The organism is Kitasatospora sp. NPDC002227 (assembly GCF_040296285.1).
Lineage (GTDB): Bacteria > Actinomycetota > Actinomycetes > Streptomycetales > Streptomycetaceae > Kitasatospora.
In genome coordinates, this window is record NZ_JBEOWY010000011.1 from 153,615 (window position 1) to 176,755 (window position 23,141).

Sequence of the window (23,141 nt, forward strand, 5' to 3'; positions counted from 1 at the left end):
GTGCTGGGTCGGGGGCATTTTTACGTCGGGGGCAAAAATCTCTTGCGGGCCCGAGTAGGACAGTCGTAAAGTTATGTCCATCGCAAGGAACGACCGGCCGACCTCTCAAGGAGTCACGTTGCGCGTCACCTCTTCGGTCCTCTCCCTCACCGTCGCCGACCCGGCGGCCTCCCGGGATTTCTTCTGCACCTACCTCGGCTACCAAGTCGCCCTGGCTGAGGGCGACTTCACCCGACTGGCCCGCCCGGACGAAGCGGTCGACCTGGTGCTGCTGCGCCGGGGCGCCGAGGTGCTGCCGCCCGAGCAGCGCGAGCAGCGGGCCGCCGGCCTGATCGTCGCGCTCACCGTCACCAATCTGGCCGCCGAGCAGGAGCGGCTGCGGGCGGCCGGTGCGCCGATCACGCTCCCGCTCACCGAGGAGCCCTGGGGTGAGCGGCTGCTCCAACTGACCGACCCCAACGGCGTGGTGGTCCAGCTGGTCGAGTGGGTGACGGCCGAGGAGCCGCAGCCCCGGGTGATCGACGCGGACCCGGCGCACGTCACCGTCTCGCCCAACGCCCGGATGACCGGGCTGGCCGCCCCCAGCCGCGGCAGCGCCGAACTCAGCACCTGGACGGCCGAGATGGCCGCCGGGCAGGCCGGGCCCGAGCACGTGGTCAGCCGCGAACAGGTCTGGACGGTCACGGCCGGCTCCCTGCAGCTGCACTGGGGCGGCCGGAGCGAGACCGTGACGGCCGGTCAGACCATGGTGATCCCGGCCGGCCTGGCCCGGAAGATCACCGCACCCGAGGACTTCCGGGCCCACATCGCCATGCGGGTGGACGGAATGGCCTCTGCCCCCGGCGGGGACGCTGCGCGTACCATCCCCTGGGCCGAGTAGGCCACTTACCTTCGGAGCTGCCTTGACCGTACGTATCACCGCCCTGACCGATGCCGACCCCGGCGGCCGGCTCGCCTGGCTCGCCGCCGATGCCGAGGGCAGTCCGCTAGGCGCCGCCTATCTGCAGCTGTTCACCGGTGCCGGCCAACTGCATCTGGCAGAGCTCGATGTGAACGTCCATCCGGCCGAGCGCCGGGCCGGGATCGGTACCCGGCTGCTGGCCGAGGCCGTCGCCGCCGCGCGGCGGCAGGAGCGCCGCGTGCTGCTCGCCCAGGCCGGGAGCGACAGTGGCGGCGCGGCCTTCCTCGCCGCCCGGGGCTTCGAGGTGGCTCTCACGCTGCTTTTCACCCGGCTCCCGTCGGCCGACGCGGACGCCGCCACGCTGGCGGCGGAGATCGAAACACCGCACCCCGGCTACCGGTTGGCCACCTGGGAGGGGATGGTGCCGGAGGAGCTGGCCGGGAGCTTCGTGGCCTCGCGGCGCGCGATGGACGACATGCCGATGGGGGCGGTCGACTTCGGCCGGGTGATCTGGGACTTGGACCGGGTGCGGCGGGCGGTCGGCGCGATCGTCGACCGGGGGGACGTGCTGCACACCGTCGCGGCTGTCGAGGAGGCGAGCGGCGCGGTCGTCGCCTTCACCGAACTCGTGCTCCCCGGCGGCGGATCGGGTGACGCCCAGCACTACGGCACCGGCGTGCTCCCCGAGCACCGCGGCCGCGGTCTGGCCCGCTGGATGAAGGCCGCCTCGATCGCGTACGCCCGTGAGCGGCACCCCGGCGTGGCCGGCCTGCTCGCCGACACCGCCGACGACAACCCGGCCATGCGGCGGGTCAACGAGGCGCTCGGCTACCGCCCCACCCACACCCGCCACCAGTACCAGCTCAAGCTGTAGTCACCGCGCGGAGACGAACTCGCCGACCAGCTTGAGGAATTCCTCCGGCTGCTCGAAGAACAGCACGTGCCCGGCGTCGACCTCCGCGTAGGTGGCGTCGGGCAGTGCCGCGTGCAGGGCGCGGGTCTGCTCGACGGGCACGGTCGCGTCCTGGCTGCCGGCGATCACCAGGGTCGGCGCCTGGACCAGGGGCAGCAGGTGGCGGATGTCGATCCGGGCGTCCAGGTCGACGTGGCGCAGGGTGCCCGGGGTCGGCGGCAGGTTGAGGGTCAGCTGCTCGACCTGCTCACGGCCGATCAGGTTGAGGAAGCCGCGGCTGAAACCGGTCATGGTCACGCTGCGGCCGAAGGCTCCGGCGTCCAGCGGGCCCAGGCTCTGCCAGAGGGTGAAGAGGTTGCGCAGGTACTCGTCCCCCTCGGTGTGGGCCCAGCCGGCCACCAGGACCAGGCGCCGCACCAGGTCGGGCCGCTGCGCGGCCACGGCGGTGACGACCGGCGAGCCCATCGAGAACCCGAGCAGGTCGACCGGGCCGGTGCCGGCGTCCTCGATCACGGCGATCACCTGGGCGGCCAGGCCTTCGACGGTGAGCGGGCCGCCGCCGTCGGTGGTGCGGTCGGTGCCGGACAGGTCCGGGGTGATGACGGTGCGGCGCTCGGCGAACCGCGGGGCGAGCTGACCCCAGGTCAGGGCCGCTCCGGCCGAGCCGGTGCCGTGCACCAGGACCAGGGCGGGGGCGGTCGAGCCCTCCGCCTCGTGGATGTCGTAGCCGACCTGGGCGTCGGCGACGGTGACGGTGCGGGTGGTGGTCATGTGAGGCTCCTTCAGCGGTGGTCGGTGGCACCACTGTGGAGCCGGGCCAGGGTGGGCGGGAGAGCCTCGCGGAGCCTGGGACCGGCAGTCCCTGGATGAGCCCTGCCGCCTCCGGCAGGATGATCACATGACGATCAACCGCGCCGAGCTGGCCGACTTCCTGCGCTGCTCCCGGGAGCGTGTCCGCCCCGAGGAGGTCGGCCTGCCCGCCGGGGCCCGGCGCCGGACGCCGGGGCTGCGGCGTGAGGAGGTGGCCCAGCTGACCGGCATGTCGGTCGACTACTACACCCGTCTCGAGCAGGCCCGGGGCCCCAAGCCCTCGACCCAGCTGCTCGCGGCGCTGGCCCGGGCGCTGCGGCTCAGCGGGGACGAGCGGGACCACCTTCACCTGCTGGCCGGGCACCAGCCGCCGGCCGGGCGCGCCACGGGCGACCACGTCAGCCCCGGCCTGCTGCACCTGCTCGACCGGCTGAGCACCACACCGGCCCAGGTGCTGAACGACCTCGGTGACGTCCTGGCCCAGAACGAGATCGCCCGGGCCCTGCTCGGCGGGGTCTGCACCGTCTCCGAGCACGGTCGCAACGTGGTCTGGCGCTGGTTCGCCGACCCGGCGGCCCGGACGGCGTACCCCGCCGAGGAGCACGAGCACTACAGCCGCCTGCACGTGGCCGACCTGCGGGCGGCCACCGGGCGCCGCTCCGGCGACGCCGCGTCCACCCGGCTGGTGGAGCGGCTGCGCGAGCGCAGCGCGGAGTTCGCCGCGCTCTGGGAGCGCCACGAAGTCGCCGTCCGGCGGCACACCCGGATGCGGGTGCTCCACCCCGCGATCGGCCCGGTCGACCTCGACTGCCAGGTGCTCCTCGCCCCCGAGGGCGACCAGCGCCTGGTCCTGTTCACCCCGCCCCCGGGCACGGACGCGGCCGGCCGGCTGGCCCTGCTGGACGTGGTCGGCACCCAGAGCTTCACCCCCGCCGGCTGACGGAATTTACCGGACATTTGCCCGGATAATGCGGCCAATTGATACAGGACGTGAATACGGCGAGGAAATTGTGTTGCCTTGATGGAGGCGGTCGAGGGTACGTTTTCGCTTCCTCGTCCGGCATCCGATCCTGGAGCACACGCGCATGGCCAAGCCCGCCGTCTACCGTTCACCGCGCAGTGCGGCGGTGGCCGCCTGCATCCTGCTCGCCGTCTGCGGAGCGGCCACCGTCCTCGAGCTGATCGCCGATCTCAAGCTCTTTCGTATGGCGGACGACGCGATCACCGACCTGAGCTCGGTGGACCTCGCCGCGGCCGACGACGCCGACCACTTCGCCCAGTTGGCCTCGGTGGTCAGCCTGGTGGCACTGATCGCCAGTGGCGTCACCTTCATCACCTGGTTCCACCGGGCCCGGGTCAACGCCGAGGCGTTCGACTACGGCAGGCAGCAGCGCGGCCGGGGCTGGGCGATCGGCGGCTGGTTCGTCCCGTTCATGGCCCTGTGGGTCCCGCGGCAGATCGCCGGTGACATCTGGTGGTCGAGCGGCCGGCCCGACGGGAACGGTGTGCCGCAGCCCGCCTCCCCGGCCCTGCTGAACTTCTGGTGGGCCGCCTTCATGGGCGGCAACATCCTCGGCCAGGTCGGGGCCAGGTTGGGTGGCAAGGCCACCGACATGGAGTCCTTCCGCACGGGCGCGGCGCTGGAGGCCGCCGGGGACGCCCTGATGATCGTCGCCGCCGTGCTCGCCGTCCTGGTGGTGCGGAAGGTGACGGCCATGCAGGAGGCGAAGCACGCCGAGCTGGCCGCCCAGGCCTACGGCAGGCCGGCCGGAGCCGTCCACGCGTAGCTGAGTACGGGTACTCAGGTGCCGGCCCGCGCGGTCCGTCACCCTGGACGGAGTCCGTCCGAAGGGGGAGAGATGGGTGGCAGCGGGGGAGACGAGCACGCCGGGCGGTGGTTCGCGCGGGTGACGGTCCGGTACCTGGCGTATCTGTGGGTGCTCGTCCTGGTGATGGCCTGGGCGCTCGGGGACATGCCCGACGGAGCCCTGACGCTTGCCGTTCTGCCGTGGTACCTGGCGGTGTTCGTGACCGCTCCGGCGGTCCTGCTCTTCGCGCTGGTCTCGCCGTGGCGGCGGGCGGCGTGGGTGCGGCCGGCGGTGGCGGCGGGGTTGGCGGTGCCGGTGCTGGTACTGGCCTTTCCCGGCCGGCCCGGCCTGGTGGTGGCGCAGGTGCTGTTCGGTCTGCTGCTGCTCCCGGGACGGGCCCGGGCTCGGCTGCCGCATCGGGAGATGACGACCGGTCCGGCCCGGTGAGTGCCCGCAATACCTGAGGCCGCGTACACCCTGGAGGTGTACGCGGCCTTCGGCGTGCCGGCGGGAGGGTCAGATCTCCCCGCGGGGGTCCTGCGGCTTGGTCCCCTCGGCGACGCCGGTGATGTCCAGGATGGTGCCGGACCCGTGCCGGAGGTGGCTGGGAGCGATCTGGTGGTTCGGGTGGGTGGGGGTTTCCTGCGTCTGGTCGGCGATGATGGGCTCGGCCATGGCGATTCTCCTGCTTCGTTGCGCTGGTGGTGCCTCGGTGGGCGGGCTCCGCAAGTGTGCGTAGCATCAATCAATATTCGATCAACGGCGAGCAATCGACTGGCCAGAACCGGACAAAATGTGGTCGAAATCGGGGGTGGGAGATGACGCACGACGCCGCGCAGTCTTCGGCTGACGTCCGGTTCGGTGTGCTCGGGCCGGTCAGGGGGTGGCGGGCCGGTCAGGAGTTGGACCTCGGGCCTCCGCAGCAGCGGGCCATGCTGGTCGTGCTGGCACTGCAGGCCGGACGGGCCGTGGGCATGGCCGAGCTGACCGACGCGATCTGGGGTGAGGAGCCGCCTGCCAGGTCGGCCGGCGTCCTGCGCAGCTATGCCTGGCGGCTGCGGACGGTGCTCGAGCCGGAGCGGCAGGCCAGGCGCACCGGTGCCGTCCTGGTCTCGGCCGCCGACGGGTACCTGCTGCGCACCACGCCGGAGGCGCTGGACAGCGAGCTGTTCGAGCAGGACGTGGCGGCCGCCCACCGGTCCTGGTCCGCCGGGGGCGCGGCCGAGGCGCACGCGCGGTTCGCCGGCGCGCTGGACCGCTGGGACGGCACGGCCCTCGCGGGCGTCCCCGGCCCGTACGCCGAGCGCCAGCGGGACAGGCTCACCGAGCTGCGGCTGCGCGCCCAGGAGGACCTGTACGACTGCGCGCTGCAGCTGGGGCTGCACCAGCAGAGCGCGGCGGAGCTGCGGGTGCTGACCGCCGAGCACCCGCTGCGGGAGCGGCCGCGCGGTCTGCTGATGCTGGCGCTCTACCGGAGCGGGCGGCAGGCGGAGGCCCTGGCGGTCTACGCCGAGACCCGCCGGTTGCTCGCCGAGGAGCTCGGCGTCGATCCGGGCACCGATCTTGCCGCCCTGCACACCCGCATCCTGCGGGCCGACCCGGCCCTGACCCTGGACGTCCCCGAGCCGCGTAGCGCCCCCGCCCGCCCGGCCCGGGCCGACGCTCCCGTGCCGCGCCAACTTCCGGCCGATCTGGCGGACTTCACCGGCCGCAGCGCCCTGGTCGAGTCCAGCCTGGACTGGCTGGCCGGGCGGGGTGCGGCTGCCGACGAGCCCGGCTCCCGCGCCGAGCGGAGCCTGCCGATCGCCGTCTTCTCCGGGATCGGCGGCGTCGGCAAGACCTCCCTCGCCGTCCGTCTGGCCCACCGCCTCCGGGCGGAGTACCCCGACGGGCAGCTGTACGTCGACCTGCGTGGTGCCTCCCCCGCTCCGGCCGCCGCCGGCACCGTACTGGCGCACTTCCTGCAGAGCCTCGGGGTCGCCGAGGCGGCGATTCCGGAGGACGTGGAGCAGCGCGCCGCGCAGTACCGCTCACTGCTGGCCGAGCGCCGGGTGCTGGTGCTGCTGGACAACGCCCGGGACGCCGCCCAGCTGAGGCCGCTGCTCCCCGGCGGAGCCGGCTGCGCGGTCCTGGTGACCACCCGCAGCCGGGCGCTGCTGCTCTCCGGCGCCCGGCAGGTCGATCTGACCGTTCTCGACGAGTCGGAGGCCCTGCGGCTGCTCGCCGCCGTGGTCGGCCCCGACCGGGTGGCCGAAGAGCCCGAAGCTGCAGCGGAGTTGACGGCCGCCTGCGGGCAGCTGCCACTGGCGATCCGGATCGCGGCGGCCCGGGCGGCGGCTCGTCCTGGCCGCCCGCTCGCGGCTCTGCTCGCCCGACTCCGCGACGAGCAGAGCCGGTTGGACGAGTTGAAGGCCGACGATCTGGCCGTGGAGGCCTGCTTCCAGCTCGGGTACGAGGTACTGTCGCCCGAACTGGCGCGCTCCTTCCGGTTGTTGGCGCTGGCTGACAGTGCCGAGCTGCCGTTGGACGCGGTGGCCGCGCTGCTCGGCACGGAGGAGTGGCAGGCCGAGCAGTACGCCGAGGACCTGGTCGACGCGGGCCTGCTGGAGCTGTACGGATTCGGGCGCTACCGCTACCACGACCTGATCCGGCTGTACGCCCGCCGGCTCTGCCTGCGGACCGACCCGCGGCAAGGGCGGCAGGCGGCGCTCGACCGGCTGCTCGACCACCTGCTGGCCACGGCCGTCGGTGTCTCCCGGCTGCTCGAGCCGACCCATGCCCTGCTGCGCCACCTGCAGCCCACGGCCGCCCCCGGCTTGGTGCCGACGGGCCCGGCCGGGGCCAGCCAGTGGCTGCGGGTGGAGCACGAGCTGCTGTCGACCGTGGTGGCTGCCGCGCTGCGCGAGGTCCCGGCCGAACCCGGGGAGGGCGAGCACGGTGTCCGGCAGGCGGTGGACCTGCTGCTGCTCTGGTTCACCCAGGTGGCCGGGCCGGCGCACCGGGCGGAGTTCCGGCGGCTGATCGAGTGCGCGGTCGAGGCCGCCGAGAGCGTCGGGGCGCTGGGTGCGCAGGCGCGGGCGCACTACCTCGCGGGCAGGCTGGACTACGGTACGGACGCCTACGAGCCCGCCGCCGAGCAGTTGGCCCTGGCCGTGGCGCTCGCCGAGCGGGCGGGTGACGACTGCTGCCGCTTCCTGGCCGCCAACACGCTGGGGGCGCTGTACTTCTCCAGCGGGCGCTCGGTCGAGGCACTTCCGTTGCTGCGTCTGGCCAAGGAGCTGGCGGAGGGCTTCGGCGACCAGGCCTCGGCCTCCCGGGTCCTTGCCACCACGGCCCGGGTCCTGCTGGCGCTCGGCGAGGCGGAGGCGGCCGTGGCCTCCTCCGCCGAGGCCGTCCGGCTGGCCCGGGCCCAGGGGGACGGGGTGGGGACGGTGCTCTACAGCTACGGGTGCGTGCTGCGCAGTGCCGGTCGGCCGGACGAGTCCGCCGAGCAGTTGACGCAGGCGCTGGCCGAGTTCAGGCAGCTCGGGAAGCGGGACTGGGAGAGCCTGTGCCTGGCGCGACTGGCGGAGTGCCGGGTCGACCAGGGGCGGTACGGCGAGGCCGCCCAGGACGCCGCGGCGGCCCTGCGGATGGCCGAGGAGCTCGGCAAGGCCTACTGCCAGGGCCTGGCCCACACCGTCCTGGGAGTGGCGCTGCCGAAGCTGCCCGAGCCGGCCGCCCCCGAGGAGGCGGCCGGCCATCTCGACGCGGCCCTGCGGATCTTCACCCGGCTCGGCGCCCCCGAGGCGGCGACCGTGGCGGGGCTGCTCGCGGCGGCGCCGGGCCGGGAGCGGCTCAGCTGAGCCGGGTGTCCGCGTAGTGGTTCACGGCCTCGCGCAGGTACTCGGCGAGGCCCTCGGCGATCTTGTCGAAGTTGGCCCGGTACGCCGGGTCCTCGGCGTAGGTCCGGGCCAGGCCCCGGTAGCCGGCGGCGTTCGGGGTCCAGAACCGGCTGACGCCCTGGTGGTGCCGGTCGACCTCGGCCTGCACCGCCGGGTCGGTCACCGGGGTGCCCGCGACCATGAACTCGGCGAAGCGGATCAGCTGGGCCGTCACCTCGCGCTGCCAGTGCTCGGTGTCCTCGGCGGTCATCGCCGCGACCGCCTGCCGGGACTGCTCCCAGGCCTGCGGGTACTTCTCCCGGATCTCGGCCTCGGCGGCCGTCCCGCCCTCGGAGAGCTCGAAGCCCTCGAACAGGTTCTCCGGCCGGTTGATCGTCGTCATCTCGTCCCGCTCCTCGTGTGCCTCCAACTCGGCGATGGTCCGCTCGACCGTCCGGGCCAGCGTCGTCAGCCTGCTCCGCTCGGCAAGGAGCTGCCGGTGGTGCTCGCGGAGGGCGGCGACCTGGTCGACCCCGCTGTCGAGCACGGCCCGGATCTCCCGCAGCCCCACGCCCAGCTCCCGCATCAGCAGGATCTGTTGCAGGCGCAGCAGCTCGGCCTCGGCGTAGTACCGGTGCCCGTTGCCCGCGATCCCCGCGGGCGGCAGCAGCCCGATCTCGTCGTAGTGCCGGAGGGTCCGGGACGTCACGCCCGACATCCGGGACACTTCCGCGATCGACCAGCGCACGGCGGTGGGCCTCCCATCACCGGGCCGGTGTCTCCGGCCCTGACCACGACGGTAGAAGTTGACGTTGCGGCAACCGCAAGCCGCTTGTTCAGCCGCTGAGGGCGTCGCCGTGCCCGGCACGCAGGGCGCGGCGGGCGTAGTAGGCGAAGGCGGCCTGGCCGCGCTTGGGGGTGGAGGTCCAGTCGTGGGCCTCGCGGGCCAGCTCCGGCGGCAGCGGGCGGATCTGCCCGGCCGCCGAGGCCAGCAGTTGCAGCCGGGCGGCCCGCTCGATCAGCACGGCGAGCACGCAGGAGTCCTCGACCGAGCCGGTGGCCACCAACTGCCCGTGGTGGGCCAGCAGCAGGGCCCGCTTGTCGCCGAGCGCGGCGGAGATGATCTCGCCCTCCTCGTTGCCGACCGGGATGCCGGGCCAGTCGGGGAGGAAGCCGCAGTCCTCGTACAGCGGGGTGAAGTCCATGTGCGAGACGACCAGCGGGGTCTCCAGCATCGACAGCGCGGAGGCGTGCAGCGGGTGGGTGTGGATGATGCAGTTGACGTCCGGCCGGGCCCGGTAGACGTGGCTGTGGAACCGGTTGGCCGGGTTGGCCATGCCCTCGCCTGCCAGCACGCGCAGGTCCTCGTCCACCAGGAGCAGGTTCTCCTCGGTGATCTCGTCGAAGCCGAGGCCCAGTCGCTGCGTCCAGTACGTGCCCGGCTGCTCGGCGCGGGCGGTGATCTGCCCGGCCAGGCCGGAGTCGTGCCCCGCGTCGAAGAGGATCCGGCAGGTGAGCGCCAGCTTCTGCCGGGTGGTCCAGGTGTTGTCCGGGATCACCTCCCGCATCCGCCGCTGCGCCTGCTCGACCAGTTCCGCCTTGCTCGTGCCCAGGGTCTCGGCCACGGTGCTCCTTCCGCCGGTGGTCACGATACGACGGCCCGTCAGTGGGCGGCGGCCGAGGGCCAGCTGTGGTGGTGCTGGTCGATCACGTAGTGGTGGCCGTGGCGCCAGCCGCCGGCGGTGGCGGGGTGGGCGTCGGCCAGGTGGGGGTGGCCGGCCGGGAGTTCGGCGTGCACGTGGTCGAGGGTCTCGGGGTCGTGACCGGGCCAGAGCGCGGCCGCCGCGAGCACCCCGGCCAGCGAGAGGGCGCCGAGGGTGAGGGCGGTGACGGGCAGGCCGGCCCCGGCGGCGAGCCAGCCGGCCAGCGGGTAGGTGAGCAGCCAGCAGGCGTGCGAGAGCGAGAACTGCGCGGCGAAGGCGGCGGGCAGGTCGGCGTCGGCGGCCGAGCGGCGGACCACCCGGCCGCCGGGGGTGAGCACGGCGGAGCTCGCGGCGCCGATCAGCGCCCAGGCCCCGAGCAGCGCGGCCCAGCTCGCACCGGTGCCGGGGGCGGCGGTGACGGCGGCGGCCGCCGCGAGGGCGAGCGGCAGCGCGAGCGCGGCGGGCAGCATCACCTGCCGGTCACCGGCCCGGGCCAGCAGCCGGGGCAGCAGCAGCGCAGTGAGCATCGAGCCCGCCCCGTACGAGCCGAGCGCCAGCGAGACGGCCCCGGCCGGGCGGTGGAAGTGCTCGCGGACCACCACCACGGTGTCCACGAAGACGATCGCGCCGGCCGCCGCGACGGCGAGGTCGAGCGCGAGCAGGGCCCGCAGCCGGGGGGTGGCCCGGAACAGCCGGATGCCGGAGCCCGCCCTGCGGTAGCCGCCGCCGGGCTGGGCCGCTGCCTTCGGGAGGACGACGGAGACCACCAGCGCCGCCGAGGCCAGGAAACCGACCACCGTGCCGCCGAACAGCCAGCCGTACGACACGGCGGAGAGCACCAGCGCGGCCAGCGCCGGGCTGAACAGCGACTCCAGGTCGTACGCGAGCCGGGCCATCGACAGCGCGGCGGTGTAGTCCCGCTCGGCGGGCAGCACCTCCGGGATGGTGGCCTGGAAGGTCGGGGTGAACGCGGCCGAGGCGGCCTGCAGCAGGAAGACCAGCAGGTAGACCTGCCAGACCTGGCTCACGAACGGCAGCGCGAGCGCGACGGCGGCCCGGGTGAGGTCCGTGCTCACGAGCAGCGCCCGCCGTGGCACCCGCCCGGCGAGCGCGCCGGCCAGCGGCGCGACGGCCACGTAGGCGACCATCTTGATCGCCAGCGCCGTGCCGAGCACCGCCGAGGCGTCGGCCCCGGCCAGGTCGTACGCGAGCAGGGCGAGCGCCACGGTGGCCAGGCCGGTGCCGACCAGGGCGACGACCTGGGCGGTGAACAGGCGGCGGTAGGTGCGGTTGCGCAGTACGGACAGCATCGGGCCCGTCCCGGGGGTGCGGATGGCAGGGGCGACCGTCCCATTGTACGAACATGTGCGCACTCACGCACCTGTTCGGGGCGGTCAGGCGCCTCGCGGCCGGCTCCCCGGGGCTCAGTCGTGCGGCGGCAGCGCCCCGAGCTGGTGGTCCGCCACGTTCAGCGCCTCGTCCACGAGCCGCCGCAGATGCCCGTGCCGCAGGGCGTACACCACCCGGCGCCCCTCCTTGCGGGTGGTCACCAGCCCGGCCAGCCGCAGCTTGGCCAGGTGCTGGGAGACCGACGGCCGCGGGGCCCCGGTGGCCTCGGTCAGCGTGGTGACGTCGGCCTCGCCCCGCCCCAGCCGCTCCATCAGCGCCAGCCTGGTCCGGTCGGCCAGCAGCGCCAGCACGGCGGCGGCCGCGTCCAACCGCTCGCCCGTCCACTGCTGCGAGGGGTGCGCATCTGCCAGTTCTGTGCCGCTGCCCATCCCGCCATGTTAGGGCCTGCCGCCCGGCGTGACCCGAACGGCAGGCCCTGGCCCTGATCCGTGCGCGATCACGCACGGATCAGGACCGTGGCCGCTAGCTAAGCGTCTTGGTCGCCTCGGCGTTGTAGGGCTGCAGCTCGTCGTGGCGGCCGGCCAGGATCTTCTCGGCCCACTGCGGGTCCTGCAGCAGGGCGCGGCCGACGGCGACCAGGTCGAACTCCTCGCGCTCCAGGCGGTCGAGCAGGTTGTCGAGATTGCGCACGGGCGCGCCCTCGCCGACGAAGGCGCGGATGAAGTCGCCGTCCAGGCCGACCGAGCCGACGGTGATGGTCGGCTTGCCGGTCAGCTTCTTGGTCCAGCCCGCCAGGTTGAGGTCCGAACCCTCGAACTCCGGCAGCCAGTACCGCCGGGTGGAGGCGTGGAAGACGTCGACCCCGGCGGCGGCCAGCGGCGCCAGGATCGCCTCCAGCTCCTCCGGGCTCTCGGCCAGGCGGGCGTCGTACGCCTCCTGCTTCCACTGCGAGTAGCGGAAGATCACCGGGAACTCGGGCGAGACGGCCTCCCGCACGGCGGCCACGATCTCGGCCGCGAAGGTGGCGCGGGCCACCGGGTCGCCGCCGTAGGCGTCGGTGCGGCGGTTGGTGCCGGCCCAGAGGAACTGGTCGATCAGGTAGCCGTGCGCGCCGTGCAGCTCCACGCCGTCGAAGCCGATCCGCTCGGCGGCCGCGGCCGCCTCGGCGAAGGCGCCGATCACCTCGTCCAGGTCGGTGCGGGTCATCGCCCGGCCGGTGCCCTCGGTGCCGTCCAGCCGCAGCCCCGAGGGGCCGACGGCGGGGGCCTCGGCGTACGGCGGCTGGCCCTGCTTGCGGACCATGCCGATGTGCCACAGCTGCGGCACGATCGTGCCGCCCGCCGCGTGCACGTCCTCGGCCACCTTCGCCCAGCCGGCCAGCTGCTCCTCGCCGTGGAAGCGCGGGATCCGGTCGCTCTGCCCGGCCGACTCGTGGCCGACGTACGTCCCCTCGGTGACGATCAGCCCCACCCCGGCGGCGGCGCGGCGGGCGTAGTAGGAGCGCACGTCCTCCCCGGGCACGCCGCCCGGGGAGAACGCGCGGGTCATCGGGGCCATCGCGATGCGGTTCGGGACGGTCAGGCCGTTCAGCTCGACCGGCCGGGAGAGGAGCTCGGCCGCGCGCGAGGCGGCGGATTCAGCGACAGTCATCGGCGTTCCTCACAGGTACCCAGGCATTTCGCGCACCCGCGGAGAGGATGCGCCACAGGCCCCACAACCACGCCGGGCGCCACCGCATTTCAGTGTGACGGCAGCATGTCGCTGTGACCCGCACCACAGCCGCGGGCGGCTATTCGGTCCGCAGCACCTCGGCCACCGGCGTCTTCGCCGCGCCGCGGGCCGGCAGGTACGCCCCCAGGGCGGCGATCACCGCACCGGCCAGGAGGGTCGGCAGCACCACCTGCCAGCGCCAGACGTGCAGCAGGGAGGCCGGCAGGTCGATGCCGGTGCTGCGCCCGGTGGCCGGGATGACGATCCGGTGGGCCAGCATCCCGAGCGGGACGCCGGCCAGGCCGCCGAGGGCGCCGAGCGCCGTCATCGCGGTCACCACCATGGCGACCACCTGGCGCGGGGTCATGCCGATCGACTTGAGCATCCCCAAGTCCTTGCGCCGCTCGCGGGTGCCCAGCACCACGGTGTTGAACACGCCCAGCGCCGAGACGATGATCAGCAACAGGGTCAGCGTGGACACCACGCTGATGATCACTTTCTCCATGGTGTCGGCCCCGCCGTTGACCGAGGCCCGCAGGCCCGGGTCGAGCCGGCCGGCCGCCGCCGCGTAGGCCGCCGGGTCGGTGCCGGGGGTGAGCTGGACGGAGAAGGTCATGGCCCGCCGGCCGGCGCTGAGCTTCACGAACCTGTCCCACTCGACGCTCGTCACGTCCCAGCCGCCCGAGGTCTCGCCGACCACCTTCTCCGGCACGGCCCGCCCGTCGGCGTCGGTCAGCACGATCGTCTGCCCGAGCGAGACGCGGTGCTGCCGCCAGTACTCACCGGAGACCACCGCCTCACCCGGCCCGGCCGTCCACCGCCCCCGCACCAGATCGGGGTGGAGCGCCTCGCTGTCGCCCAGCTGGACGCCGACCTGGACCACCTCCGAGGAGCCGGGCGACCTGGTCTCCAGCGGCGCGTCGGCACGGACGTGCGCCGTGCCGGGCATCGCCCTGAGCAGTGCCATGAGCTGCTCGTCGGTGTGGGTGGCCGGGGTCGGGTCCCACTGCGCGTTGCCGACCTGCGCCTGCACCTGGATCACGTCCGTCTGCTGCTGGCTGCGCCCGTACCCGACCACCGAGGCCGAGAGGCCGAGCGCCAGCGTCACCGTGGTGACCCCCAGCACCACCGTCGACAGGGTCAGCGCGGTGCGGCCCGGCCGGGCGAACGGCCAGCCCAGGCCCAGGCTCACCGCGCGCGGCAGCCGCGAGCCGCTCAGCCACCGCTGGACGGCCAGGCCCCGGCCGGTCCGCGGTGCGCCGCCCGCGCTGACGGCCACCGCGGCGGGCAGCCGACGGGCCCGCAGCGCGGGGAGCAGCGCCGAGAGCACGGCCAGCGCGGGCATCCCGAGCAGCACCACCGGGTAGGCCCAGCCCGGGATGCCGGCCCCGTCGCGCACCAGCTGGCCGCCGGAGATGCCCCAGAACGCCTGGCGCACCAGTCTCTTGCCGACCACGCCGCCGACCACTGCGCCGAGCGCGCAGCCGGCCGCGGCCGGGGCGGTGACCATCAGCAGGTAGACCGCCGTCACCTGGTTCGGGGTGAACCCGAGGGCCTTGAGGATGCCGATGTGCCGGAACCCCGAGACCACCGCGCCGCTCACCACGTTGCCGACGATCAGGACGGAGACCAGCAGGCCCAGGACACCGAACACGGTCAGGAACGGGACGTACGTGCCCGGCCCCTTGGCGAGGGCGGCCTTGATCGCCAGGTACGAACTCACCCCGGTCATGGCGTGCTCGGGCAGGCCGGTGGTCGCGGCAGCCGTGCTCTCGCGCAACTCGGCTTCGGAGCCTGCCCGGTGGAACCGGTACATCATCTGCCACGATCCCGCGTGCAGCGCCCGCGCCTGCTCGGGGGTGACCCAGCCGCCCGCCGACCGGCTGGCCGAGTCGGTGTAGCCGACCACCTTGAGGTCGGTGCCGTCCGGCGTGGTGAGGTGCCGGTCGGTGGTGATCAGCAGGGGGCCGAGCCCCGGGGGCAGGTCGAGCACGATCTCGCCGACGGCGGTCGCCCAGCGCCCGGCGGACAGCTTCAGGACGTCGACCGGGGTGTCCGTCCGGTCACGGCCGACCACGGTCAGCGCACCGGCGAGGCCGATCGGCCGCTCGCCGGTCATGGCGGCCTGGTGCAGTACCGCCTCCGGGTACGGGCCCGCGACGGCGCTCACGCCGGGGGTGTGCGCGGCCCGCGTGAGCTGCTCGGGGGTGACCCGGGCGGCGTCGAACTCCGCGACCACGTGGGCGCCCTTGGCGGCGGCGTACACCTGGTCGAAGGGGCCGGACACGGCTGCCAGCAGGCCGAGGGTGGCGACCACCATCGCGCTGGAGACCAGCACCACCACACCGAGGACGAAGGTCTGCAGCCTGCGGCGCGCGACCGCCGCGCGGGCGGCCCGCAGCACGGCGCTCACCGGGCCACCGCCGTGCTGCGGTCGCGGGCGATGCGGCCGTCCGCCACCTCGACCACCCGGCGGGCGCACTGCGCCGCGAGCCGCGGGTCGTGGGTGACGATCAGCAGGGTCTGGCCCAGCTCGTTCAGATCGGCGAGCAGCTGCATCACCTGCTCGCCGGAGCGGCTGTCCAGCGCGCCGGTCGGCTCGTCGGCCAGCAGCAGGGCCGGCCGGTTCATCAACGCCCTTGCTGTGGCGACGCGTTGGCGCTCGCCGCCGGAGAGCGCGGCCGGGTAGACGTCCCGGCGGTCGGCGATGCCGAGCTCGCCCATCAGCTCCAGGCCGCGCTCGCGGGCTGCCGAGGCCTTCAGGCCGCTCAACTGCCCGGCCAGCGCGATGTTGTCCAGCGCCGGCAGGTCGTCCAGCAGGTTGAAGAACTGGAACACCACCCCGATCGTCCGCCGCCGGAACAGCGCCAGCCCCTTCTCGTCCAGCCCGCCCAAGTCCTGCCCGCCGACCACCACCGATCCGGAGCTCGGCCGGTCGAGGCCGGACACCAGGTTGAGCAGTGTCGACTTGCCCGAGCCGGACGGGCCCATCACGGCGACGGCCTCGCCCGCGCCGATCGTCAGCGAGACGCCGTCCAGCGCCGCGTAGTCGCCGAAGTCCTTGCGTACATCCGTGAGTCGGACGACGTCGGTCGTCCCCGTGTGGCGGTCGGTTTTCGTCATGGGGACAACGGTGCCTACCGGGCCGGTGCGGCGTCATCGGAGCGTGGTCGGGGTGGGGTGCCGACCAGGGGTGTACACCCGTGCTCCGATTCGCCCGCCGGGCGGTCCTGGCTACGATCGGCCCATGTCAGTGACCCCGCCCGCCACCCTGCTCCGGCGCGTCACCCCCGGCGGGTGGACGGCGCTCGCCTGGTGCGTGTCCACGCTGTACTCCTTCGTGGTCCAGATCCGTTGGCCGGGCGAGTCGTTGGCGCCGTGGGGCGAGAAGAGCGACCAGGTCGCGCCGTTCGCCATGCAGTCCCACGAGCTGGTGATGCTGCTGCTCGCGGCGGTGCTGCTCGGCCTGGCCTGCCGGTGGCTGGCCAAGTGGCCGGCGGCGGCGGTGCTCGCGCTGGTCCTGAGCGCGCTGGCCCTCACCAACGGGCCCTTCCACACCACCAGCATCGCGCCGGAGCAGTATCTGCCGGTCTGCGTTGCTCTGTGCGCCGCCACCTCCCCTGCCCCCAGGCGGACTTCGCTCCTGGCGGCCGCCATCGCGCTGGCCGGGCTGCTCGGCTACCTCGGGGTGCGGATCGCACTGGGGCTGCGGGTGGGCACTTCGGTCGAGGCCGTGGTGCTGATGATGGTCGCGGTGGCCTGGGTGATCGGCAACTCGCGACGCCAGGAGCGCCTGCACGCCCAGGAGTTGAGCGAGCGCGCGGCCGAACAGGCGGTGACGGCCGAGCGGTTGCGGATCGCCCGGGAGCTGCACGACATGGTCGCCCACAGCATCGGCGTGGTGGCGATCCAGGCCGGTGCGGCCAGGCGCGTCATCGAGTCCCAGCCGGAGGGCGCCCGGCAGGCCCTGGGTGTCATCGAGTCCACCAGTCGGGAGACGCTCGCCGGGCTGCGGCGGATGCTGGGTGCGCTCCATGACGCCGAGTCGGCCGCGCCGCTCGCCTCCCTGGCGGACGTCGACCAGCTGGTCGCGAACGTGCGCGGCGCCGGGGTCCGGGTGGACGTGGAGTGGCGCGGCGAGCGGCGCCCGCTGCCGCCGGAGGTGGACCTCGCCGCCTTCCGGATCGTCCAGGAGTCCGTCACCAACGTGGTCAAGCACTCCGGTACGCAGCAGTGCCTGGTCAAGGTGGGCTTCGCCGCTGACGAGCTGTCACTGGTGATCGTCGACAGCGGGCCCGGCGGCGGTCCGGGCGGGGGCACCGGTTACGGTGTGGCCGGGATGCGGGACAGGGTGCAGCTGCTCGACGGCGAGTTCACGGCCGGGCCGCGCCCCGAGGGCGGGTACCGCGTGGCCGCCCGGCTGCCGTTGCCGCTGGAGGCCTGAAGGTGATCCGTCTCGTCCTGGTCGACGACCAGCCGCTGATCCGGGCCGGCTTGGCCATGGTGGTCGCCGATCTGCCGGACATCGAGGTGGTCGGCGAGGCCGGCAACGGCGCCGAGGCCGTCCGGCTGGTCCGCGAACTCGCCCCGGACGTGGTCGTGATGGACATCCGGATGCCCGGCATGGACGGCATCGAGGCCACCCAGTTGATCGCCGCCGCCCCCGAGGCCCCGCACGTCATCGTGCTGACCACCTTCGACGACGACGAGAACGTCCACAACGCCCTGCGGGCCGGAGCCGCCGGCTTCCTGGTCAAGGACATGGGCCTGGACGACATCATCACCGCCGTCCGGGTCGTGGCCGAGGGTGACGCCCTGATCGCTCCCAAGGTCACCCGCCGCCTGATCGAGGCCTTCGCCGCCCGCCCTCGGGCCGCGGCCCCCAAGCCGCTCACCGGCATCACCGACCGCGAACGCGAAGTCCTCACCCTGATCGCCCGCGGTCTCGCCAACCCCGAGATCGCCGACACCCTCTTCATCACCCCGGCCACCGTCAAGGCGTACGTCACCCGCCTGCTCGCCAAGCTCGACGCCCGCGACCGCGTCCACCTCGTCATCCTCGCCTACGACCACGGTCTGGTGACCCCGGCCGGCTGAAGGCCGCAGCTCAGGCGGTGGTGAGGCGGGCGGCGAGGCCGTCGAGGAGGAGGCGCAGGGCCAGTTCGAAGCCGCGGTCGTCGAGGCCGGACGGGTTGCTGCCGGTGCCGGTACCGGCACCGGTGTCGCGTTCGGTGGAGGCGGCCAGGGCGGTGGCGAGGGCGGGGTACGCCGGGCGGTAGTCGTCGGCGGGGCAGGTGAAGCCGGCGGTGAAGGTCTCCAGGGCCGAGCCGAGGACGAGGTAGTCGAGGGCGGCGGCGGCCTCGGCGGCGTCGGCGGGGGCCAGGCCGGCCCGGTCGAGCGCGGACAGCAGGGCTTCGTAGCCGAGGAGTTGGCGTTCGGCGCCGACCTGGCGGCGGGCCAGCAGGGCGATGGTGTTGGGGTGGCGCAGGAAGGCCGCGCGGTAGCTGCGGGCGTAGTCGGCGACGGCGCCCCGCCACTCGGCGCCGGGCTGCGCGGCGGCCAGGTGGGTGAGGTCGATCTCGGCGTTGACCAGCTCGGCGAGCGCGTCGATCAGCTCGTCCTTGCCGCTGGTGTGGTTGTAGAGCGAGGCGGCCTTGACGCCGAGGCGCTCCGCTATGGCCCGCATGGTGAGCCCGTCCGCGCCCTGCTCGTCGACCAGCTCCAGGGCGGCCCTGGCGATGCCCTCGCGGCTCAGCAACGGCCTGCTCGGTCGCCCCACGTCCGCGGCCCTCCCTCTCCGGTATTCCTCGCTCACCGTAGTACAGCCCTGGTCACAGCCCGGTCTCGACTCTTCCGTCCGGGCGGGTCGAGGGTCTACCGTCCCTGACTAACTAAGTTAGTTTTCGACGGCGAGGTGGACGATGACTGACAATTCCGGCAGTCCCGGTACGGATGCCGCCAGACTGGCCGCGCTCGGCTACCGCCAGGAGCTGCGCCGCAGCCTGGGTGTCCTGGGCAACATCTCGATGGGCTTCGCGGTGGTCTCGCCCGTGGTCGGGCTCTACGCCGTCAGCCAGGTCGGGCTGAGCGTGGCCGGCGGGGCCTGGGTGTGGGCGCTGCCGGTCTGCCTGCTCGGGCAGCTCCTGGTGGTCGCGGTCTACTCCGAGCTCGCCTCGCAGTGGCCGCTGGCCGGCGGCGCGTACCAGTGGAGCCGCCGCCTCGCCGGGCCCACCTTCGCCTGGCTGACCGGCTGGATGTGGCAGTTCGCGGTGATGTTCGCCAACACCACCGTGGCCTACCTGGCCTCGCCGTGGTTCTTCGCGCTGTTCGGGCTGACCCCGACCCCGGCGGGGCTGGTGCTGGTGTCGGCGGCGTTCATGCTCGCCTGCGCGCTGGTCAACGCGTACGGGATCAACATCCTGCGCTGGTTCGTCTCGCTGGGCATCGCCGCCGAGGCGGTCGCCTCGGTGCTGGTCGGCCTCGCCCTGCTGCTGTTCTGCCGCGACCACGGCTTCGGCCTGCTGACCGACCTGCTGGACGCCCCGGCCCACGCCGGGGTCTCCACCTGGTCGGCCTTCCTGGCCGTGGTCGCCGTCGGCGGCTGGGCGTTCATCGGCTTCGACGCCTGCGTCTCCACCGCCGAGGAGACCAAGGACGCCGGCCGCCAGGTGCCCCGGGCGATGTGGTGGGCGCTGCTGAGCGTCGGCGTGGTGGTGATCCTCAACGCCGTGGCCGTCGAACTCGCCCACCCGGACCCGGCGGCGGTGGTGCGCGGGGAGGACCTCGACCCGGTCACTACGGCGGTGACCGCCGCGTTCGGCGGCTGGTCCGCCAAGCCCTTCGTCGTGGTGGTGCTGGTCTCCTTCACCGCCTGCCTGATGGCCTCGCAGGGCGGCGCCGCGCGCGGCCTCTACTCGCTCGCGCGCGACGGCGTCTTCCCGCTCTCCGCCCAGGTCCGCAAGGTCAACCGGCACCAGGCGCCGATCGGCGGCCTGGTCGCCGCCACCGTGATCAGCTCCGCCGCGCTGCCCCTGGGCCTGAAGTCGGCCGCGATGGGCAGCCTGATCACCTTCGGTACGGCGGCCACCTTCCTGCCGTTCCTGCTGCTCACCGTGGTCTCGCTGAACGCCCGGCTGCGCGGCCGCTGGCGGCCCACCGGGCCGGTCTCGTACGGCCGGACGGGCACCCTGGTCAACGCGCTCGCGGTGGTCTGGACCGGCCTGGAGGTGGTCAACCTGTGCTGGCCGCGCGCCGTGCTGGCCCCGCCCGGTGCGCCCTGGTACCAGGTGTGGGCGGCCCTGCTCGGCGTCGGCGTGGTCACCCTGCTCGGGGTCGGCTACCTGCTGGTGCGGCGCCCGCAGCGGCTGATGCGGGGCGACGCACCCGAGCGGCCCGGCACCGACGAGCCGGCTCCCGCGGTGCTCTGAGACTCAGAGGCTGCCACCGGAGTTGACCGTCTCGGCGTTGTGGACCACCGCGGCGATGCCCGCCTTGACCTTGGTCAGCTCCGGCTGGGCGGCCTGGATCGCCTCGGTCTCGTACGCCGACTCGACGGTGTACCAGGTGCCGATGACGTTGGTCTGCTGCCGGCAGGCCGAGTCGGCGGTGGCGACGGCGATCTCATCGGCGGAGGGCGCCGGGGCGGTGGGCTTCCACCGGGAGTCCTTCATCGCGTCGTTCGGGGTCGGGTACTGGTAGCCCTTGGCCTTCATGCAGTCCGACCACTGCCGGAAGACGGCGGTGAGCCGGTCGTCCGTCATGGAGCGCTGGTAGTTGTCGAAGTTGATGCCGACGGCGAGCTGGGAGTCGAGGATGCTGCCGCCCTGCGCGGTTAGCCGGGCATCGGCCTCGCCCGCGCAGCCGCCCTTGGGGATCGGCAGTCCGTGGTAGCTCGTGACCGTCTTCGAACTCCCCGGCACCTCGCCACCGGACATCACGTTGACCGCGTCGGAGGAGAGCTGAGGAGGGGCGGGGCGCGGCGTCGGCGCCGGGCCGGGCGGGCGGTAGCCGTTTGCGGGGTCTGACACGTCGTAGCGGTGGGTGGCCTGGCCGCGGTCGGTCGCCGGCGGTGGCGGCGGCGGGGTGTAGCTCAGTCCGAACCGCTGCATGCACCGGACGGTGAGCGTGTCGCGGGCGTTCTCCACCTGCTGCCGCTGCGCGGAGCTGAACAGGTACGCCTCGACGGGCATGGACTTGCTGGCGGTGCTGTCCGCCACCGGGATCTCGTGGATCGCGGGGCGCGGCAGCGGCGCCAAGGAGGTGGCCGGAGCGGCCTCGGGAGCAGTTGCGGGGGCGTGCGCCGCGCATCCGGTGCTGAGCACGCCCACGGCGAGCAGGGTAGCGGCCAGCAGCGGGGCGGTGAGTCGGGCGGGAGCCATGCCAGGGCCATCCTTCGGGGTGAGCGGGCGGCAAGCGGAATCGGGCGGCATACGGAATTCAGCAGTGTGCGGAATCGGGCTGCGCGGGGCCGGCCACGTGCGGTGCACGTGCCCGGCCACCGAATTCAGCGCGTCGGGAAGGGAATTCCCGGTCGGTTCTCTTTAGAGGAACATCTGCGAAGCGTTGTTGTTGTAGAGGGTCGAGTTCAGGTTGGTCCAGGTGTGGCCCGGGATGTCCTGGTAGGGGCCCTGCTGGTAGGAGTTCACGAAGATGCGGAGGGTGCGCGAGTTCAGGTTCTCGACGCTGGCGGTGTTGTTCTTCACGCCCTGGCCCTGGCCGTCGCAGTTGCCGTTGGAGCAGCCCTCGAAGTACCAGGCGGCGCCGTAGGTGTCGTTGCCGCCGTCACCGTTGAACGCACCGGCGTAGTTGGAGTGGTAGAAGAGGCAGGCGTCCACGTTGTAGACGCAGCCGCCGGGGCTGGCCGAGGCCGGGGAGGCGCCGACGGCGACGGTGCCGAGGGCGAGCGCGGACACTGCGGCAGCAGCGATCTTCATGCGAAGGCTCATGGTAATTCCCTTTCCGGGTCGGCGGTTCGGTGCTCTGCGGTCCGGGCTTTTCCCGTCCGCGCCGTCCGCCGGTCACAGAAAGAATTCTGTTTCACCGCCCCACGAGCGACAACGCTGTTTGGTTAAGCCGCGATTGGCCGTGGTGCTCCCGAACCACTCTCGGGCGGTGGGCCGCCCAGGTGCGGCCGGAGCGGCGCAGCGCGTAGTGCACGAGCAGCCGTCCGCAGACCTCCTGCCGTGCCCCGTCGGAGGTGCGGCTGGTGAGCGGTCCCTTCTCCCGGCCGGGGCCGAGCAGGGCCTCCCGCAGGGCGCCGCGGCCGGCGTCGGTGCGGGCGAGGATGCCGAGCAGGTCGGCGCCCGGCGCCCGCCCGGCGTCCAGCAGGTTGGTGAACACGCCGGGCGCGAGGACGCGCACCGGTCGTCCGGCCAACCGGGTGAGGAACGAGCCGTCGGGCAGCAGCCGTTCGGGCGTGGGGCGTGGCCGCTGCCCCAGCGGCAGCTGCCAGAGCAGCGCCGTTCGCGCCTCGGCGGCCGCATCCCAGTGGTCGAGCCGCAGCGGCTGCCCGCAGACGGTCAGCAGGGTGCCGGGGCTGTGCGAGCGGAGCAGCCCGGCGTCCGGGTCCTGCTCGCCCACGGCGGCGTCCAGGACCGTCCGGGTGCCGGTCTCGACCACCGCGACGGTGCGCAGCCGGGAGGCCGGACAGGCCCGGTCGGGCAGGTCGACGAACTGCTGCTCCAGGTGCAGCAGACGCAGGCCGCCCCAGTGGGTGCCAGGAGTGCCGGGGTGGGCGATCGGCCGGGCCACCGAGCGCTGGAGCTCGAACAGCGGCTCCGGGCCCAGGCGTTCGCGGGCCTGGAAGATGCTCGCCCGGCTCGGCAGGGGCCCCTCGCCCCACAGGCCGGCCTCGCGCAGTCCGACGGTCAGGCGGTCCATGACCTCCTGGTACGGCGCGGGGGCGAAGAGGTCCATCGCGAGCACGAAGTAGACCATGGTCCGGGCGGACAGGAGCCGGCGGCGCTTCTCGGTGCGGCCGCAGGCGGCGACGGCACTGTCGACCAGGCTGGGTGGGTAGGCGTGCAGCAGCAGCGGAACGCCGTCATTGGCAACAGACTCTGACAAAACGACTCCAGAGGGCGA

At 73.6% G+C, this 23,141-nt stretch carries 22 protein-coding genes; 9 read left to right on the top strand and 13 right to left on the bottom strand.

From position 1 onward, the window contains the following. The first annotated feature begins 118 nt into the window (after positions 1-118). Together ABT095_RS13035 and ABT095_RS13040 are read left to right on the top strand one after the other, a co-directional pair. Positions 119-880, top strand: coding sequence for a VOC family protein (locus ABT095_RS13035; protein ID WP_350529422.1), 762 nt, complete (start codon positions 119-121; stop codon positions 878-880). A 22-nt stretch (positions 881-902) separates the two neighbouring features. Continuing rightward, entirely contained in the window at positions 903-1,775 is an 873-nt protein-coding gene (locus ABT095_RS13040; RefSeq protein WP_350529423.1) for a GNAT family N-acetyltransferase, read from the top strand. On the opposite strand, the gene ABT095_RS13045 is transcribed toward ABT095_RS13040, so the two are convergent. Further along, entirely contained in the window at positions 1,776-2,585 is an 810-nt protein-coding gene (locus ABT095_RS13045; protein ID WP_350529424.1) for an alpha/beta fold hydrolase, read from the bottom strand. 127 nt (positions 2,586-2,712) lie between these two features. Between ABT095_RS13045 and ABT095_RS13050 the strand changes: the two genes are divergently transcribed. From ABT095_RS13050 to ABT095_RS13060, 3 genes are all read left to right on the top strand, one after another. Next, positions 2,713-3,564, top strand: a complete 852-nt coding sequence (locus ABT095_RS13050) for a helix-turn-helix transcriptional regulator (RefSeq protein WP_350529425.1) — start codon at positions 2,713-2,715, stop codon at positions 3,562-3,564. 145 nt (positions 3,565-3,709) lie between these two features. After that, positions 3,710-4,411 (top strand): DUF4328 domain-containing protein, encoded by a 702-nt coding sequence (locus ABT095_RS13055; RefSeq protein WP_350529426.1) that lies wholly within the window; start codon positions 3,710-3,712, stop codon positions 4,409-4,411. A gap of 72 nt (positions 4,412-4,483) precedes the next feature. Beyond that, positions 4,484-4,879 carry a hypothetical protein gene (locus tag ABT095_RS13060; RefSeq protein ID WP_350529427.1) on the top strand — a complete coding sequence of 132 codons (396 nt, stop codon included), beginning with the start codon at positions 4,484-4,486 and terminating at the stop codon, positions 4,877-4,879. Between the two features lie 69 nt (positions 4,880-4,948). On the opposite strand, the gene ABT095_RS13065 is transcribed toward ABT095_RS13060, so the two are convergent. Further along, positions 4,949-5,107 (bottom strand): hypothetical protein, encoded by a 159-nt coding sequence (locus ABT095_RS13065; protein WP_350529428.1) that lies wholly within the window; start codon positions 5,105-5,107, stop codon positions 4,949-4,951. Positions 5,108-5,250: 143 nt separating this feature from the next. Here ABT095_RS13065 and ABT095_RS13070 point away from each other — a divergent pair, with 143 nt between their 5' ends. Beyond that, a complete protein-coding gene (locus tag ABT095_RS13070; protein WP_350529429.1) occupies positions 5,251-8,277 on the top strand; it encodes an AfsR/SARP family transcriptional regulator in 3,027 nt (1,008 codons plus the stop codon). Here the strand turns inward: ABT095_RS13070 and ABT095_RS13075 are convergent. The 7 genes from ABT095_RS13075 to ABT095_RS13105 all read right to left on the bottom strand — a co-directional run bounded on the left by ABT095_RS13075 (position 8,270) and on the right by ABT095_RS13105 (position 16,181). Beyond that, positions 8,270-9,043: a MerR family transcriptional regulator gene (locus ABT095_RS13075; protein ID WP_350529430.1), complete on the bottom strand. Its 774-nt coding sequence runs from the start codon at positions 9,041-9,043 to the stop codon at positions 8,270-8,272. The genes ABT095_RS13070 and ABT095_RS13075 overlap by 8 nt on opposite strands. 88 nt (positions 9,044-9,131) lie before the next feature. Further along, entirely contained in the window at positions 9,132-9,920 is a 789-nt protein-coding gene (locus tag ABT095_RS13080; protein ID WP_350529431.1) for an aldolase, read from the bottom strand. Between the two features lie 38 nt (positions 9,921-9,958). Further along, positions 9,959-11,308, bottom strand: a complete 1,350-nt coding sequence (locus tag ABT095_RS13085) for an MFS transporter (protein ID WP_350529432.1) — start codon at positions 11,306-11,308, stop codon at positions 9,959-9,961. A 114-nt stretch (positions 11,309-11,422) separates the two neighbouring features. Further along, positions 11,423-11,776, bottom strand: a complete 354-nt coding sequence (locus ABT095_RS13090; protein ID WP_350529433.1) for an ArsR/SmtB family transcription factor — start codon at positions 11,774-11,776, stop codon at positions 11,423-11,425. A 94-nt stretch (positions 11,777-11,870) separates the two neighbouring features. Beyond that, positions 11,871-12,998, bottom strand: coding sequence for an NADH:flavin oxidoreductase (locus ABT095_RS13095; protein ID WP_350529434.1), 1,128 nt, complete (start codon positions 12,996-12,998; stop codon positions 11,871-11,873). A gap of 139 nt (positions 12,999-13,137) precedes the next feature. Then, complete coding sequence (locus ABT095_RS13100) at positions 13,138-15,471, bottom strand: ABC transporter permease (protein ID WP_350529435.1); 2,334 nt, start codon at positions 15,469-15,471, stop codon at positions 13,138-13,140. Continuing rightward, a complete protein-coding gene (locus tag ABT095_RS13105; RefSeq protein WP_350529436.1) occupies positions 15,468-16,181 on the bottom strand; it encodes an ABC transporter ATP-binding protein in 714 nt (237 codons plus the stop codon). The genes ABT095_RS13100 and ABT095_RS13105 overlap by 4 nt, the downstream gene beginning before the upstream one ends. 124 nt (positions 16,182-16,305) lie before the next feature. On the opposite strand from ABT095_RS13105, the gene ABT095_RS13110 reads away from it, so the two are divergent. Beyond that, a complete protein-coding gene (locus ABT095_RS13110; protein ID WP_350529437.1) occupies positions 16,306-17,502 on the top strand; it encodes a sensor histidine kinase in 1,197 nt (398 codons plus the stop codon). Positions 17,503-17,504: 2 nt separating this feature from the next. Further along, on the top strand, positions 17,505-18,155 hold the full coding sequence (locus ABT095_RS13115) for a response regulator (RefSeq protein WP_502884862.1): 651 nt from the start codon (positions 17,505-17,507) through the stop codon (positions 18,153-18,155). A 10-nt stretch (positions 18,156-18,165) separates the two neighbouring features. Here the strand turns inward: ABT095_RS13115 and ABT095_RS13120 are convergent, their stop codons facing one another. After that, positions 18,166-18,837, bottom strand: a complete 672-nt coding sequence (locus ABT095_RS13120; protein WP_350529438.1) for a TetR/AcrR family transcriptional regulator — start codon at positions 18,835-18,837, stop codon at positions 18,166-18,168. 142 nt (positions 18,838-18,979) lie between these two features. Here ABT095_RS13120 and ABT095_RS13125 point away from each other — a divergent pair, with 142 nt between their 5' ends. Then, positions 18,980-20,485, top strand: coding sequence for an APC family permease (locus ABT095_RS13125; RefSeq protein ID WP_350529439.1), 1,506 nt, complete (start codon positions 18,980-18,982; stop codon positions 20,483-20,485). A gap of 3 nt (positions 20,486-20,488) precedes the next feature. Here ABT095_RS13125 and ABT095_RS13130 read toward each other — a convergent pair whose 3' ends face one another. From ABT095_RS13130 to ABT095_RS13140, 3 genes are all read right to left on the bottom strand, one after another. After that, positions 20,489-21,436 carry a hypothetical protein gene (locus ABT095_RS13130; RefSeq protein WP_350529440.1) on the bottom strand — a complete coding sequence of 316 codons (948 nt, stop codon included), beginning with the start codon at positions 21,434-21,436 and terminating at the stop codon, positions 20,489-20,491. A gap of 162 nt (positions 21,437-21,598) precedes the next feature. Then, the gene (locus tag ABT095_RS13135; RefSeq protein WP_350529441.1) at positions 21,599-22,003 is read right to left on the bottom strand and encodes a hypothetical protein; all 405 of its coding nucleotides are present in this window, start codon (positions 22,001-22,003) and stop codon (positions 21,599-21,601) included. Between the two features lie 91 nt (positions 22,004-22,094). Continuing rightward, positions 22,095-23,123 carry a transposase domain-containing protein gene (locus ABT095_RS13140; RefSeq protein WP_350529442.1) on the bottom strand — a complete coding sequence of 343 codons (1,029 nt, stop codon included), beginning with the start codon at positions 23,121-23,123 and terminating at the stop codon, positions 22,095-22,097. Between the last annotated feature and the right edge of the window lie 18 nt (positions 23,124-23,141).

Excerpts from the sequence above, each read along its gene's own strand:
- ABT095_RS13045 (WP_350529424.1), bottom strand. The coding sequence starts at position 2,585 with ATGACCACCACCCGCACCGTCACCGTCGCCGACGCCCAGGTCGGCTAC.
- ABT095_RS13050 (WP_350529425.1), top strand. The coding sequence starts at position 2,713 with ATGACGATCAACCGCGCCGAGCTGGCCGACTTCCTGCGCTGCTCCCGG.
- ABT095_RS13055 (WP_350529426.1), top strand. The coding sequence starts at position 3,710 with ATGGCCAAGCCCGCCGTCTACCGTTCACCGCGCAGTGCGGCGGTGGCC.
- ABT095_RS13060 (WP_350529427.1), top strand. The coding sequence starts at position 4,484 with ATGGGTGGCAGCGGGGGAGACGAGCACGCCGGGCGGTGGTTCGCGCGG.
- ABT095_RS13065 (WP_350529428.1), bottom strand. The coding sequence starts at position 5,107 with ATGGCCGAGCCCATCATCGCCGACCAGACGCAGGAAACCCCCACCCAC.
- ABT095_RS13070 (WP_350529429.1), top strand. The coding sequence starts at position 5,251 with ATGACGCACGACGCCGCGCAGTCTTCGGCTGACGTCCGGTTCGGTGTG.
- ABT095_RS13085 (WP_350529432.1), bottom strand. The coding sequence starts at position 11,308 with ATGCTGTCCGTACTGCGCAACCGCACCTACCGCCGCCTGTTCACCGCC.
- ABT095_RS13090 (WP_350529433.1), bottom strand. The coding sequence starts at position 11,776 with ATGGGCAGCGGCACAGAACTGGCAGATGCGCACCCCTCGCAGCAGTGG.
- ABT095_RS13095 (WP_350529434.1), bottom strand. The coding sequence starts at position 12,998 with ATGACTGTCGCTGAATCCGCCGCCTCGCGCGCGGCCGAGCTCCTCTCC.
- ABT095_RS13105 (WP_350529436.1), bottom strand. The coding sequence starts at position 16,181 with ATGACGAAAACCGACCGCCACACGGGGACGACCGACGTCGTCCGACTC.
- ABT095_RS13110 (WP_350529437.1), top strand. The coding sequence starts at position 16,306 with ATGTCAGTGACCCCGCCCGCCACCCTGCTCCGGCGCGTCACCCCCGGC.
- ABT095_RS13125 (WP_350529439.1), top strand. The coding sequence starts at position 18,980 with ATGACTGACAATTCCGGCAGTCCCGGTACGGATGCCGCCAGACTGGCC.
- ABT095_RS13130 (WP_350529440.1), bottom strand. The coding sequence starts at position 21,436 with ATGGCTCCCGCCCGACTCACCGCCCCGCTGCTGGCCGCTACCCTGCTC.
- ABT095_RS13135 (WP_350529441.1), bottom strand. The coding sequence starts at position 22,003 with ATGAGCCTTCGCATGAAGATCGCTGCTGCCGCAGTGTCCGCGCTCGCC.